9 protein-coding genes are annotated in these 14,896 nt (G+C 48.8%); 1 reads left to right on the forward strand and 8 read right to left on the reverse strand.

Annotation, left to right across the window (positions count from 1 at the left end; genetic code table 11):
• Nucleotide 1 precedes the first annotated feature (1 nt).
• Both rho and E4T81_RS15855 read right to left on the reverse strand, forming a co-directional pair.
• On the reverse strand, nucleotides 2-2,083 hold the full coding sequence (rho, locus tag E4T81_RS02000) for a transcription termination factor Rho (protein WP_135040904.1): 2,082 nt from the start codon (nucleotides 2,081-2,083) through the stop codon (nucleotides 2-4).
• Nucleotides 2,084-2,459: 376 nt separating this feature from the next.
• Entirely contained in the window at nucleotides 2,460-7,214 is a 4,755-nt protein-coding gene (locus E4T81_RS15855) for a glycoside hydrolase family 88 protein (protein ID WP_245206985.1), read from the reverse strand.
• 554 nt (nucleotides 7,215-7,768) lie between these two features.
• Here E4T81_RS15855 and E4T81_RS02010 point away from each other — a divergent pair.
• Nucleotides 7,769-8,215 (forward strand): PepSY-like domain-containing protein, encoded by a 447-nt coding sequence (locus E4T81_RS02010; RefSeq protein ID WP_167761582.1) that lies wholly within the window; start codon nucleotides 7,769-7,771, stop codon nucleotides 8,213-8,215.
• 4 nt (nucleotides 8,216-8,219) lie between these two features.
• Here the strand turns inward: E4T81_RS02010 and E4T81_RS02015 are convergent, their stop codons facing one another.
• The 6 genes from E4T81_RS02015 to E4T81_RS02040 all read right to left on the reverse strand — a co-directional run bounded on the left by E4T81_RS02015 (nucleotide 8,220) and on the right by E4T81_RS02040 (nucleotide 14,835).
• Nucleotides 8,220-9,293: an LptF/LptG family permease gene (locus tag E4T81_RS02015; protein ID WP_135040908.1), complete on the reverse strand. Its 1,074-nt coding sequence runs from the start codon at nucleotides 9,291-9,293 to the stop codon at nucleotides 8,220-8,222.
• An 11-nt stretch (nucleotides 9,294-9,304) separates the two neighbouring features.
• Nucleotides 9,305-10,435 (reverse strand): tRNA guanosine(34) transglycosylase Tgt, encoded by a 1,131-nt coding sequence (gene tgt, locus E4T81_RS02020; RefSeq protein ID WP_135040910.1) that lies wholly within the window; start codon nucleotides 10,433-10,435, stop codon nucleotides 9,305-9,307.
• A gap of 99 nt (nucleotides 10,436-10,534) precedes the next feature.
• Nucleotides 10,535-11,845: a pitrilysin family protein gene (locus E4T81_RS02025; protein WP_135040912.1), complete on the reverse strand. Its 1,311-nt coding sequence runs from the start codon at nucleotides 11,843-11,845 to the stop codon at nucleotides 10,535-10,537.
• Between the two features lie 5 nt (nucleotides 11,846-11,850).
• Nucleotides 11,851-12,606 (reverse strand): 3-deoxy-manno-octulosonate cytidylyltransferase, encoded by a 756-nt coding sequence (gene kdsB / locus E4T81_RS02030; protein ID WP_135040914.1) that lies wholly within the window; start codon nucleotides 12,604-12,606, stop codon nucleotides 11,851-11,853.
• Nucleotides 12,603-13,676 (reverse strand): lysylphosphatidylglycerol synthase transmembrane domain-containing protein, encoded by a 1,074-nt coding sequence (locus E4T81_RS02035; RefSeq protein WP_135040916.1) that lies wholly within the window; start codon nucleotides 13,674-13,676, stop codon nucleotides 12,603-12,605. Before E4T81_RS02035 ends, kdsB begins: the two co-directional genes overlap by 4 nt.
• Nucleotides 13,660-14,835 (reverse strand): glycosyltransferase, encoded by a 1,176-nt coding sequence (locus E4T81_RS02040; RefSeq protein ID WP_135040918.1) that lies wholly within the window; start codon nucleotides 14,833-14,835, stop codon nucleotides 13,660-13,662. Before E4T81_RS02040 ends, E4T81_RS02035 begins: the two co-directional genes overlap by 17 nt.
• Nucleotides 14,836-14,896 lie beyond the last annotated feature (61 nt).

Here is a 14,896-nt window from a genome sequence, read left to right on the forward strand (position 1 = left end):
GTTATGCATTCATCGAGCGGAGCAGCTCGTCGTTGTCACGAGTCTTCTCCATCTGGTCACGCATAAATTCCATCGCCTCTATCGATGTGCGGTCGCTCAGATAACGGCGCAATATCCACATTCGCTGCAATGTCTCCGGACGCAGGAGCAAGTCGTCGCGACGCGTGCTCGATGCCATGATGTCGACAGCAGGGAATATACGTTTGTTGGAAAGTTTGCGGTCGAGCTGCAGCTCCATGTTGCCGGTACCCTTGAACTCTTCAAAGATTACCTCGTCCATCTTGGAGCTTGTCTCGGTAAGCGCGGTGGCAATAATTGTCAGCGAACCGCCATTTTCGATATTACGTGCCGCACCGAAGAAGCGCTTGGGCTTCTGCAGGGCATTAGCGTCGACACCTCCGGAAAGAATCTTGCCCGATGCCGGCGACACTGTGTTGTAAGCGCGGGCAAGACGGGTTATGGAGTCAAGCAGAATGACAACATCATGACCACATTCAACCATTCGCTTGGCCTTCTCAAGAACTATGCTGGCAATCTTTACATGACGGTCGGCAGGCTCGTCAAAGGTCGATGCGATAACCTCAGCGTTTACGCTGCGGCTCATGTCGGTCACCTCTTCGGGACGCTCATCGATCAAAAGGATTATGATATATGTGTCGGGGTGGTTTTCGGCAATCGCATTGGCGATGTCCTTCAGAAGGATTGTCTTACCGGTCTTGGGAGGCGCGACAATAAGACCGCGCTGCCCTTTTCCTATCGGGGAGAACATGTCTACGACACGGGTCGAAAGATTGCAGGTGCGACCGCTGGTAAGGTCAAACTTCTCATCAGGGAAAAGCGGTGTAAGATGCTCGAAGTGCACGCGGTCACGGATAAACTCCGGTGAACGACCGTTAACCATCAGGACTTCACTCAGAGGGAAATATTTTTCACCTTCCTTCGGAGGACGGATATAGCCTTCAACGACATCTCCGGTCTTCAGCCCGTTAATCTTAATCTGCGATTGTGTAACATACACATCGTCGGGCGACGACAGATAATTATAGTCACTTGAACGCAGGAATCCATAACCGTCGGGCATAACTTCAAGCACACCTGAAGCGGTAAGCAGTCCGTCAAAATTATATTGAGGCATCTGAGGTTCTTGAACCGCAGGCTGCTGATTATTCTGATTGTTCTGGTTATTCTGATTATTGCGGTTTTTCTTATTCTTTTTCCCCTGACCCTGTTGCTGACGGTTATTGTTAGGTTGCTGCTGCGATTCCTGTCCGGGTTCCTGGATAATAATCGGAGCCGTGGCTGCCGCTTTTGCAGCTGCCGCTGCGGCTTCTTCCTTTTCACGCTGTGAGCGCGGCACAAACTTACGGTCGCTTCTGAAAAACGAGCCGAATGTCGAATCCTTGCCGGGACGGAAATCACGACGACGCTCTCCCTGATTAGGCTCTTCCTGTCGCTGACGGTCACCGGTGAGCGGCTCGTCAGACGGCTCACCTTGCTCGACCGCAGTATTGCTGTTTTCCGGGAGAAGACCCGCTACAGCTTCTTCTTTGTCAGCCAACGGCAGCGGAGCCATAAGTGTCAACTGGTCACGATGATCTTCCTCTTGCTCCTTAACCGGCAGCTCAGGCATGTCGTTGACAGCTTTGGGCTCGGAAACGTCAGCAGCCGCCTGCTCCCTATTTGCCGCCGCAGCCTCAGCCTCTTTCTGCTGCTTTGACGGGCGTCCGCGCTTGCGCCTTGGAGCCTCCGCCTTAGCCGGCTCTGCCACAGCCTCCGCCGCAGGGGCTTCCTGCTGAGATGGCTGAGCGCCTGAATCAACACTATCCTGAGTCTGTGCTTGAGGCTGCTTCTTTTTCTTCTTCTGCTGCTCAACCTGCTCGCCTTCACCTTTCTTCGCCTTGGGCTCTTTCACGCGACGCTTTTTTTCGCCTGCCGATGAAGCAAGGTCCTCGGCCTGCTTGTCAAGGATTTTATATACCAATTCTTCCAGAGGGAAAGAATCAGCTTTCTTAATGTTCATAGATTCAGCGACCGACTTCAATTGATTCTCGTCCATCGCATTAAGATCATCAAGCTTATACATTATTACTTTTGGGGTTATTATCATTTATTCATAGCATTGCCCCACTACAATATCACAAGATGCACAGGCATCACTGATGCAGGACAAGCCTTATTATTAATTATCAATATGGGAAATAATCGAAAACACGTAGTAAACTACCTAATTACGCATCGCTCGATTCAGATGTTGAAACTTTGCACAAAGATACATTCTTTATTCAATCCAAACAAACAAAAATATAAAAAGTTTACACGTATGTTGATAAAAAGCGATAAAAAAAGGACAAACAACCTATTACATTCCAAAGGTAAAGCCCATTATCTGACAAAAAGACAAAAAAGGGCGGGGCGACACAATGTCGCCCCGCCCTTTTAACATGACTTGCCAATGACCGTCATTGCATGCGGCGGAGTCCTTCCCAGCGCACATTCCATGTACCGTCGGAAGGAAATCCCGGATTACGTACCGTCTTGCAACCGTCCCAACCGGCACACATCATTGCCACTGCATTAAGCAGACTGCCGTTGCCGGGCAGATAAAGACGGAGACGCTTCGGCTCCTGATAATTATGTCCGCTTACAAGATATGTGTTTTTACCCTTGTCTATAAGCAACGCGTCGATAGCGGTATCAGCGCGTCCGAGACGCGCGGCACACATTGCGATCATGCCATAATCCCATCCCCAGGTAGTTTCCCAGTTCCAGTCAGCCATTACCCTGTCAAGGGTGCGTTCCATCATGTCACGGTCATAGTGACCCATGTCAGGGAGCAAGCCGCAGGCACCAAGCACTGCCGGATGGTCGCTTTTTGACTTCAGCAAGAAATCAGACTCGGAAATAGCAGAGCTACCCTTCTGCGCAGGTGACACATACGGGTCAAACACAACAGCACCACTCTTTTTATTGTCAAACTTTCCTACCGGTTCTCCCGATACGTATACTCCATCTTTTTCAGGCAGAGGCGACAGCCGGGCAATGATATTATCCCACTCCGCATTACGCTCAAGACCACGGCGCACACGCCACTGCTGTGCCACGTCAAGTCCATAACGCCAGTAAGCAAGTTCAAAAGGATGGTTACATGAAAAATCCTTTGACATGGATTCCTGCATCGCTGTGTGTCCAAACAGTTTTATGACTCCTTTCTTTCTTTTTGCCGGAGCGCATGCAAGCGCATAATCAGCCATGAATTCAGCTGTAGCCTCTACCTGCTCGCCATATCGTTCAAGAGTCTCACGAGAAGGGTTGGCTCGATACATCTCCTCGGCAAGATATATATAGTGAGGCTGCTGCCATATCAGGAATGAACCTGTATTGGAGGGAGCCTCGCCGGCAGCGGGATCGGTCATCTTCATCCATCTCACACCTGCAAATCCCTGGCGTGAAGCTATACGCCGCGCCTCCGGATAGGCTACGTCATTATACCAGTCGAGCATCTTGCCGACAACAGAAGGACGGTTCCAAAGCGCAAAATCCACAGCATGCCACCATGTCATCTCAAGATGAGGGCGACCAAACCATGAGTTTGTCGTAAGTCCGGTCTCCTGAGGAGGCATCGATCCTGCACAGTTGATTGCGGTAAGATACTGCGACAGCACTGTGCGGCGCTCAAGCTCCTTCGCCCTCGGGTCGGTACATTCCGAGAAATCGACTATCGCACCTTTTTTCCAAAATGCAGGCCAGCTTTTCATCACCGCTTTCAGCGCCTGGTCGTAAGAGAATGAAAATTCCCGCTTTTCAACAGGAACGGGAGCATACTCGACTGCAAATGTCAACACATTATCACTTGTCGACAGTGAAAAAAAATGAGGCGCCACTTCTTTAAATTCAGCGTCGCCCTCCCACTCTATCTTGACATAGTATTTTGTACTGTCCAGCGTTCGTTCGATTAGCGCACTGCGCGGATTCAATTCGATAATCTTGGAGTGATGGGCATCAGGACGGGAATAATCGCTTGCGTCATCAGCATGCACACCCGTCGGATATGGGAATCTAACCGTCACCGCCGCTTTACCGTCGGAAAGAAGCCGGCTTTTTATTCTGCCGAAAAGGCAGTCACGGTCCTGCATGCAGGAAGTGGTCACTTCCACACGTTCACCATCGGCATTAAATACCGACTCAATCTTGCCATCCCACAAAGCAAGCTCCTGACGGACTCCGGTAAGCTCCCCGAGTGTCAGCTGACGTCCTTTATCATCGGTTAGAAGAAGCCCTACATGTCCAAGGTTAAGACGATGGGGGTTGACACGGAAATATTCTGTAGCCTTTGCGTTACGGCTTCCGTCCTTGTACTCGACGGCATAGGCCTCCTTGCGGTTACGTCCGAGATCCATCACACGCTGCGACTCGGCAGGATTAAGCCCGTCGACATTGGGAAAGGAGTGCCACCCCCACTCCGACATAGCGGAGAGGGGCACACCGGCACTATATTCAACAGGATAGCTCTGCAGACCTGTCAGGTCGACAGTGGCAGCAAAGCTGCCATTGCCGACTGAAAGACTTGCAAGAGGATCATATTCACTTACCACAGGATTATTGCGCGTCACTACAGCCTGACGATCTATAGGCTGCATAACGTTGTCGGTAGTGAATCCCATATCTTCCATCTCAAGTGAAGCCCAGATGAACGGACCGATACCTTTGGCGTCATTGTCCCTCACAGGCTCGCTCAGATAATACTCATAAGAGCCGTCACGGCGACGGTTTTCCTTTACATTGGGAGCCGCTTTCTTAACCGACTCACTCATTCCCGGGCCGAGACCTGCCACAGCACAGCAATTGGTCAGCGAAATTGTGCTGTCGGGATTTACCTTAATGAAATTATTTATAATTCCACGATAAGCCTTTATTCCGGCATCACGGAAAGAGGCATCGACATAGCCCTTGTTATAAGACTTTAGCAGACCGTAGGCAAACATTGACGATGCCGTCGATTCAAGATAGTTGCCTTCACGACCGGGACTGTCCATCACCTGATACCACACCCCGGTATTCTTGTCCTGCCACTTGACAACATTGGCAAGCACCTTGTTAAGCAGTTCAATCGCCTCTCCGCGACGGGCATAATTCTCGGGCAGATTGTCAAGAAGCTCGACAATAGCCATTGTAAACCAGCCCTGTGCGCGCGCCCAGCAGTGCTGAGAAAGTCCGGTCTCGTCATCTGACCAGAACATGTCATGGTTCTCGTCCCAGGCATGGCGGTTAAGCCCTGTCTTGGGGTCAAGTGTACGCTCATAGGTTTTCTTCATCTGGTCAACGGCATCATCATATATCGCGGTAGCCTCTTTTTCCGGAAGAAACATTCCCGCCGTCAATGTCGACACCGGCAATCCCATGAATATACCGTCAAGCCACACCTGATAAGCGTAGATAGCCTTGTGCCAGTAGACACCTTCTTTTGTGCGCGGCTGGTTTTTCATCTGCTCCATGAGAGTATAAAGTGCCTTGCGGTTTTTCTCCTCCGGAAGAAGCTGATACATCTTGGCGACAAAATGACCCGTGCGCACATTGTCAAGATTATAGTCAGCGAGCTTATAATTGCGGATGGTTCCGTCAGGATTAATCATCGTGTCGGTATACATCTTGCAATAATCAAGAATCTCCTTGTTGCCATATTTCTTATATGTGTCAAGCATTCCGCCAAGCTCGATGCCCATCACGTAGCTCCAACGGGGCTTCTGGGCGAAATCAAGAAGAAACGACTTGGGAACACGCTTCATCTCCGAAGCAGTAATCCACTCGCTGTAGTGCTTGTAAGGATTCTTGGTAAGGCAGAGGCTGCCGTTGACATAGAAATTGTCATAATTGATGTCTCTCACCATTCCCTTGATGGAATTGCCGTCGGCAACACCGTTGAAATGACAATCCTTTACATTAATGTCATATACATTGACACAGGTGTCAAGCGCGATAATCTGAACGCCATACTTGCTCTTGTCGCAGGTCACGTTTTCAAGATTAACATTGCGCACTGTCGGCAGGAATCCTCTGCAACAGATTTCATTATGCTCATAGTCGAGATTAATCTTCAATACCGACTCGCCACACTGTCCTACCTTTATATTACGTGCATATATATTCTCAATGACACCTCCGCGGCATGTATTGGTCTTTATTCTTATTACACGGTCAAGATTCGGGCTGTCCATGATATTGTTTTCAGCAAAGACATTGCGGCAACCGCCGGAAATCTCGCTTCCTATCACGACTCCGCCATGACCGTTTTTCATTTCACAGTTGCGCACAATGATGTTTTCGCTCGGACGGTCCCAAAGCCTGCCGTCCATATTTCTGCCGCTCTTAATCGCGATGCAGTCATCACCTGTATTGAAGAAGCAATCTTCAATCAATACGCCGTCACATGATTCCGGGTCACAGCCGTCGCCATTAGGACCGTCGTTATTTATCTTGACACGTCTTACAATGACATTTTTTGACAGCAAAGGATGAATCACCCAGAACGGCGAACGAAGCAGAGTGACATCCTCGATAAGTATGCCGTCACAGAGATTGAAGTTAATCAACTGAGGGCGGAGTCCGTCTTCCGGGCCGAAACGACGGGCATCCATATCCACACCGTCTTCTGCCATCTTCAGGAGCTTGGCACGCGCTCCGTTACGCTGGCTGATAACGCCTTCCTTCCAGCCATAGCGCGGAGCTCCACACCACTTCCACCAGGTGTCGTTTGTTCCTCCGCCATCAATCACACCCTCTCCGGTGATAGCTACATCCGTAGCCTCATAGGCATATATACACGGAGAAAGATTCCAGCAGTCAAGCCCCTCCCATCGGGTCTTTACAATAGGATAAAGCTCAGGTTCAAATACAAACTCAAGTGTAGCGCCGCGCTCCACCACAAGATTCACGCCGCTCTTCAGGGTTATGGCGCCTGTAAGCCATGTCCCTTCAGGCACAACGACGCGACCACCGCCTTTTTTTGAACAAGCCTCAATAGCCTTATTAATTGCTTTTTGATTGACTGCGGCTGATGCCGTGGTCTTGGCTCCATACTTGGTAATAATGAATTCCCTTTCGGCAAACTTGGGTTGCCTGATGTTTTTTTCAATTTCCGGGTATTGCGTCGACCATCCGTCACCCCACGCAAGGAATGGCAACAGTATCGCCGCAATCAAAAGATAAAATTGCTTCATGGTTAGTAATAATGATTGTTATTTATGATTTTTATTATGCATGGCTTCAATCTGTACAAATTTAACACAAAATCTTGCAATGACAAAATCCGCCACCCTTCTAAACGACAAAAAAGACCAAACAACACAAATCAGGCATAAAAAGTTTGCACGAAATCATGTTTTAACAAAAATAAATTACCAAATTGTTGGTCACATGAAAAAAAGTGCCTAACTTTGCAGCGAATAGAGACATTTGTTGATTTTTCTTAGACTGAATAATTATTTTACGCAACATTTGATTTTACTCGGACTAAGGAAAAGGCAACAATTTTCAGCAAAGACGCTGGGAAGCGGACGAAGCTGGATAAAGTGAAGTAAGTAATACTTTCTCAACACTTTAAATCGCTATAAGACAACTATCTTTAGAATCACAGAATCATGCCTTTTGGCTTTAGTCCGGTTCCTCCCTGTTTGAAGGGAGGGGCGGGCAATTTTTTTATATCCACCGCTGTCGCTTACTCAAAATCATTTTTTCGCGACAATTGTTATCTATAATATAAATGAAATCTATCATGAAGAAATTAATTTTTTCACTGCTGTTCATTATGATAGCAAGCAGCGCGTTTGCTTTTTTCGACTCCTACACCATCAAGAGAGAAGAGTTGCCTGAAGAGGCAAGAGAGATGCTTGACAAGTATTTCCCTAAAGCGAAGATAGGAATGATAAAGGTTGACCGTCATCTGCTGAAGAAAACCGACTATGACGTAAGACTTGTAAACGGGACAACAATTGAATTTAAAAATTCAGGCAAATGGTCGTCGGTCGACTGCAAGTCGAGGGAGGTGCCTGAAGGACTCGTCACACGCCCGATAAGGAATTATGTCAAGAAAAATTTCCAAGGCGTCAAAATCGTCAAGATTGTGAAGAAATCTTCCGGCTACGAGATAGGGCTGTCGGATGGAGTCGAGCTTAAATTCAATCTGCTCGGACAGTTCAAAGGCGCAAAGATAGAAGAATGACACCCTACCCTGTCGACGCCCGGCGATAGAGCACTATCGCGATGATTATATATAAAAAGTTGGGAATCCACATCGCCACGAAAGGAGATGTGTAGCCGGAGACGGCAAAGGTGGACGTAACTGTCATGAACAGGATATAGCCGAAACTCAACACGAGCCCTACACCGATATTCACACCCATGCCTCCTTTTACCTTCTTTGACGATAGCGACATGCCTATTACCGTAAGGATAAACGCCGCGGCACACATGGCGTAGCGCCGCTCGTTCTCTATCTCAAATGCCTTGATATTGGCGACACCTCTCGCTTTCTGCCTGTCTATATACTCGCGCAGCTCGGCGGAGGTCATTGTCTCCTGGTCATTCTTGGAGATAAGGAAGTCGCGTGGCTCAAAGGGGATTATAGTGTCAAGGCGCTGCCCCTTTCTTATCGACTCTTTCATGCCCTCTATGTCGCGAATCATGTAGTCGCGCACCTGCCAGTGATACATCGAATCCCACCTGATGGTGGTAGCCGTAAGTCGCGACACAAGCTTCTTGCCGTCAAATTTATCAAGCGAGAACCGGTATCCCGTCTTGGTCGTATTGTCATATCGGCTCATGTAGGCTATCTCGCCGGGCGCAACCATCATCTGGATATTGTTGCCGTAGTCGACACGCTTGTTTTTGACATAGGTGTTTGTATATTCTATGCGCTTGACATTGGCGGGAGGGATTATATAGGCGCTGAGAATCCATGTAGAGGCGGCAATCACAGCGGCTGAAACCATATAGGGACGCATAAGCCTGCGGAAACTCACCCCCGATGACAGCATGGCGATAATCTCCGACTGGTCGGCAAGCTTTGAGGTGAAAAAGATGCAGGCAATGAAAGTGAAAAGCGGGCTGAACTGATTGGCAAAATAAGGAAGGAAGTTCAGGAAGTAGTCAAAAATGGTAGCCTTCAGCGGGGCTTTAAGAAAGGAGTCAAGTTTCTCATTGACATCAAACATGATTGTAATCGCCAGAATCAAGGCGATTGCAAACAGATAAGTGCCGAGAAACTTCTTAATTATGTACCTGTCAAGTATCTTGAACATCAATCCGATATTTAAAGACGCCGGGTGACCCGCTCAACCATTTCTGTTTTCCATGACTTGAAATCGCCGGCAATGATGTGACGGCGAGCCTCTCCCACAAGCCAAAGATAAAACGCGAGATTGTGAATCGAGGCAATCTGCATCGCCAGAATCTCATCAGCGACAAAAAGATGACGCACATAAGCTTTGGTATAGAACCTGTCGACATAGCTCGGTCCGTCTTCCTGCAACGGAGAGAAATCATCAGCCCATTTTTTATTACGCATGTTCATGATGCCGTGAGCGGTGAAAAGCATGCCGTTACGTCCGTTACGGGTAGGCATCACGCAGTCCATCATGTCCACACCGCGGTCTATCGCCTCAAGGATATTTGCCGGAGTTCCCACTCCCATCAGGTAACGAGGCTTGTCGGAAGGCAAAATCTCGTTAACCACTTCAATCATGTCATACATCACCTCGGCAGGCTCCCCTACGGCAAGTCCGCCAATCGCATTTCCATCGGCACCGAGATCGGCGACAAATTTTGCCGACTCCCGGCGAAGGTCAGGGTAAGTACAACCCTGAACTATCGGGAAATAAGCCTGGCTGTGTCCATAAAGACCTTCAGTCGATTTATACCGGTCCCAGCCGCGCTTTAGCCAGCGCAAAGTCAAGCCCAACGACTTCTTGGCGTAATCATAGTCTGACGTTCCGGGAGGACACTCGTCAAGAGCCATCATTATGTCAGAGCCGATTATACGCTGAATGTCAACTACATTTTCCGGAGTGAACAGATGCTTTGAGCCGTCTATATGGCTGCGAAACCACGCTCCTTCCTCTTTCAGTTTGCGGTTGGACGAAAGCGAAAACACCTGAAAGCCTCCGCTATCGGTAAGTATCGGCTTGTTCCATCCATTAAACTTATGAAGCCCGCCTGCCTTATGAATTATGTCAGTGCCCGGGCGCAGATAGAGATGGTAAGTATTGCCCAAGATAATCTGGGCATGTATATCATCGGCAAGTTCACGCTGATGTACAGCCTTAACAGTGCCGGCAGTTCCTACCGGCATGAAAATCGGGGTCTCAATCTCTCCATGATCGGTGGTGATGAGTCCCGCACGTGCATTGCTTGCCTTGTCAGTGGCTATAAGTTTAAAATCCATAATCTACCGCAAAGTTACCACTTTCGCCCCACAAAATAAAATCTGGCACTAATTATTCTCAACTCTCATTCCCGTTGATGTCGATTGTCCTTAATGTCATCACGCACCGGCGACAGCTATATTGAGCCGGTCAAGCGAAAGATAGCTACGTGCTACACGCACAAGTTCATCAGGGGTAAGCGACTTGACAGCCTCTACCTGCTGACGGAAATAACCTGACGGTATAAACGCTACAAGGAGGTTTATATAATAGTCCATAATGTCAAACGGTGAGTCAAGTGATGAGGCAAGCACTGACATCGCATGCTGCCTGAGTCTTGTCATCTCATCGGGAGTGAAATCGCCTGTCAAAAGACGTTTGATTTCAAGTATCGTCTCCTCGATAAGCGGATTGACTGTAGCGTTGTCGGTAGAACTGCTGATGCCTATTATACCACCTTCGGGATAACCGAGCAGATAAGAATTAATCCCATAGGTATAGCCCTTATCCTCACGGATGTTGCTCATGAGACGGCTGCCGAAGTATCCGCCGAGAGCCATCACAAGCAACCTTAACACAATATAATCGGGATGATTCCTGCCTATGGTCGGGATAAATATCCTTACCGCGCTCTGGAGCGCGCCCTCGACAGCCACCCGCTTTTCCGCTGCAGTGGCAGGCTTGAATTCGACTATATTAAAGGGCAGAGGCTCTGATTTAGTGACAGGCAATGCCCCAAACAGATTCTTAACAAGCCGCTCAATCTCCGGAGTGATTCGTCCGGCAAGGAATAAGGTCAGCGAGCTGTCGCCTGATTCACCCACAGCAATGTCGAACACCTTTTCATACCATGCCATAAGATCCTCTCTTCTGTAAGCGCGAATCTGCTCAGGAGTATCGGTACGGGCGAGCGGATGATTCTCCCCCATCACCATGCGGTTTATCTCGATTGAAGCCTGAGTCTCCACCTTGGCAAGCTTTATCTCTTCATTTTTTGCCACTTTCTCCCTCAACACCTCAAGATTTTTCTCCGGGAACACCGGGTCAAGCATCATCTCAGGCACAAGCGGAATCACCTCGGCGGCACGCGAATTTAGCGTGTAAAGCTTTAACGTGGAGAAATGAGAGTCGGCGGAAACAAACAGTTTAGCTCCGTTAAACTCAATAATATCGGCAATCTCCTCCCCGGAATGTACTGATGTGCCTTCTCTCATCATTGAAAGCACGAGCGCAGGTATAGCCTTCGCCTCTGATTCAGCCACGCCACCACGCCACACACATGTCAGACAGCAGGCTTCCTGACAACCGTGGTCAAGAAGATAGAGCGGGATGCCATTATCCAGCACAGTCTTTTTTACCTCAGGCATGTCAAGATCACCAAATTCTCTGATTGACGGAGCCTTTGTCCGGTCAAGATTCACTTCCGACATGGCTTCTATTCACTTAATGATTTACACAACGCGATAGCTCTTTCAAGGTCGGCAGGCGTATCTATCCCTATTGTCGGACAGTCGGTTATGCCCACCTTTATCTTATAGCCGTTTTCAAGCCATCTCAATTGCTCAAGCGATTCAGCGAGTTCGAGGCGACTCTGCGGAAGCGATGTGATGGCAGTAAGCGTAGCGGCACGGTAAGCATACATGCCTACATGGGTATAATACTGTATCCCTGCAAAAGGATCGGATGGAGTCCGATTTCTGGCATATGGTATTACCGAACGGCTGAAATAAAGCGCATTCATGTCATTATCAAACACTACCTTAGGGGAGTTTGGATCACTCAGCATATCATATCCGCATGACGGGTCAAAGGGACGCACCAGCGTTGCAAGCTCGGTAGAAGCATCATCAAAACACTGTTTTAGCGATGCTATCTGCCTCGGGTCGATAAACGGCTCGTCACCCTGGATGTTGATTATGACATCAGCATCCGACCCTACATTAACATAAGCCTCACGGCATCGGTCGGTACCGCTTCTATGGTCGACCGACGTCATGACAACATTGCCGCCAAAACCCTTAACCACAGCGGCAATACGCTCATCATCGGTTGCGACCCAAACCTCGTCGAGTTCCTTTGACGCCTGACGGTAGACGTGCTCAATCATTGTGATGCCGCATATGTCGGCAAGTGGTTTTCCGGGGAAGCGAGAAGACGCATATCGTGCCGGTATTATTCCTATAAATTTCATGACTTAGTCGATTTTTCTATTTTATTATTATTCTTTGGTGCAGTCAACATAGACGGGGCAAGAAACACCCCGACTATCAAATATACATAATATGTGATTATTCGCCAGAAAAGGGCTATTATAAGAGCGATACTGCCATTATGGAGCATGTCACCGTAATACTCGGTAAACAGCCATTCACTGACACCGCTTCCTCCCGGTGTAGGGCTTACCATAAGCACAACCCACACCACAAACTGACGCCCAAAGACGACAAGCTGGTCGGCGCCGGGCACAAAACCAAGAAACAGGGCATTCACGACAAGATAACGCGATGACCATGTTAACGCCGTGGCGCCAAACGCATCAAGCCACCACCGGAAAGAGCGGGTGCGCAATGTCTTGGATGTCGCGACCATGTTGTCGCCAAGCGCCGCCACGCTTGACTGCCATCTGCGTAACAGCCTCAACCGGAAGATAAACATAAGCGCCCGCCTGATGCCTTCCGGCTTGACAATTATACCGAGAAACAATATCGCTGTCCAGACACACAACACGGCATATACACACCAGAACACCCATCTCAGCCCCATCATGAACGAAGACGATGAATCAAATCCGAAAAGCTCGTCATAAGGGATTATTGCCACGATTATCGGACATGAAACAACGAAGAAAAGCTCGTCAAGAAACAAGGTTGTCATCATCAGCGTGGTAGCACGCCCGAGATTTATGCCTTCATGATGAAGAAAGATCATACCGAGCGACGACCCTCCCACTGCCGATGGTGTAATCGCCGAGGTAAACTCACACATGAAGTTTACCTTTATAGCCTGCCACCAGGTTATATCCTTGTCGGTAAGCGCCCGGAAACGCCATGTCAAGCCAAAATCACGACCCGCCATAAACAGCCATGCAAGCCCGATACACAATATTACATGAGGGTCAAAGTGAACCTGACGCCACACATCAGGATTAAACTCCTTGTGAAAAAGCCACGCAACGACACACAGCCCTATCACGACCGGAAGAGCCACGCGCCACCATATCGAACGGCGAGACTTGTTTTCTGTATTATCGACTTCTGCCATAGCGTTCAATTATTTCATCATATCTACCGACAACCTCCTCCATGACCTCGCGCCATGAGCGTGTCAGCGTCGACGACGCTCCGCGTGCCGCAGTTTCAACCGACTGCCGGTTTTCATAGAGGCTTCTTATCTTTGAGGCATAACTCTCCGGCGATTCTGTCACGAGAAATCCGTTATAGCCGTCAGTAACCACCTCTGCCGCAGTAGAGCCCTCAATAAGCAACGCCGGCACTCCCATCATCGCCGCCTCCCTTACTACGAGGGGCGCATTATCATAACGCGAAGGAAACAAGAACAAGTCGGCGGCGGCATAATAAGATTTAAGAATATCACGGTCACTTATGACCCCGTGCAGGGTTATCTTGTCGTCAAGGTGCAAGCTGCGTATCAACGCTTTCATCTCCTCTACAGCGTAACCTGTACCTACAAACTCCATACTTACAGGAAGGTCGCGCAATTTGTCAATCGCCCTGATTATCAGCATCACGCCCTTTTCCCTTATATGCTGCCCGACAAACAGCAGCACCATTTCATCAGGCGACATGCCGAGTTTCACCCGCTGTTCTTTTTTGAACCGCGTTATTTCATCAAAGTCGGACATCTCGATGTCGATGCCATTTTCAACGACCGTCAGTTTTCCTTTATACCCGTATTCCCTTACCGTCTCCTCAACCTTTGCCTGAGGAATCCACACCTCGTCAGCCGCATCAAAAAAGTCCATGACGCGACGCATGATACGTTTTACCATCCAAGGCGGAAGGGAGTGTTCGAGATCAGTCCTGTACTTTGAGTGAAACGTAGCGACAAGCGGCACATGCTGCTTGCGCGCCGCATATACCGCAAGTCGTCCTGAGGAAAAAGGACAATGGGAATGGACAAGCGCAAATGGCACAGTGCGCATTCTGCGCCATATAAACGGATCAAGTTTAGGATAACCGTAACGGTAAGGCTTGCGCGAGGCTATTGAAAGCGAGAAATACCTGTAAAGGTCAAAGCCATCGTGAGAAGGCATCACGGGATTCCAGGGGGTAACGACACATGCACGGTGTCCGAATGCAGTCAGCCAGCGTACATAGTTCTGCACCGTGAGCGTAACGCCGTCAAGCACCGGTGGAAAACTGTCGTTAAACAGCCCGTAAACTTTTTCAGATATTTTCATACGATGATATCTCTTCCATCAAAACATCTGCAAAGGTAGGTGGTTTAACGTAAATAGTAAA

It is taken from the genome of Barnesiella sp. WM24, from assembly GCF_004570975.1.
Classification (GTDB): Bacteria; Bacteroidota; Bacteroidia; order Bacteroidales; family Muribaculaceae; genus Muribaculum.

Coding starts and splice junctions, on each gene's coding strand:
- E4T81_RS15855 (WP_245206985.1), bottom strand. CDS start 7,214: ATGAAGCAATTTTATCTTTTGATTGCGGCGATACTGTTGCCATTCCTT.
- E4T81_RS02010 (WP_167761582.1), top strand. CDS start 7,769: ATGAAGAAATTAATTTTTTCACTGCTGTTCATTATGATAGCAAGCAGC.
- kdsB (WP_135040914.1), bottom strand. CDS start 12,606: ATGAAATTTATAGGAATAATACCGGCACGATATGCGTCTTCTCGCTTC.
- E4T81_RS02035 (WP_135040916.1), bottom strand. CDS start 13,676: ATGGCAGAAGTCGATAATACAGAAAACAAGTCTCGCCGTTCGATATGG.
- E4T81_RS02040 (WP_135040918.1), bottom strand. CDS start 14,835: ATGAAAATATCTGAAAAAGTTTACGGGCTGTTTAACGACAGTTTTCCA.
- E4T81_RS02025 (WP_135040912.1), bottom strand. CDS start 11,845: ATGTCGGAAGTGAATCTTGACCGGACAAAGGCTCCGTCAATCAGAGAA.
- rho (WP_135040904.1), bottom strand. CDS start 2,083: ATGTATAAGCTTGATGATCTTAATGCGATGGACGAGAATCAATTGAAG.
- E4T81_RS02015 (WP_135040908.1), bottom strand. CDS start 9,293: ATGTTCAAGATACTTGACAGGTACATAATTAAGAAGTTTCTCGGCACT.
- tgt (WP_135040910.1), bottom strand. CDS start 10,435: ATGGATTTTAAACTTATAGCCACTGACAAGGCAAGCAATGCACGTGCG.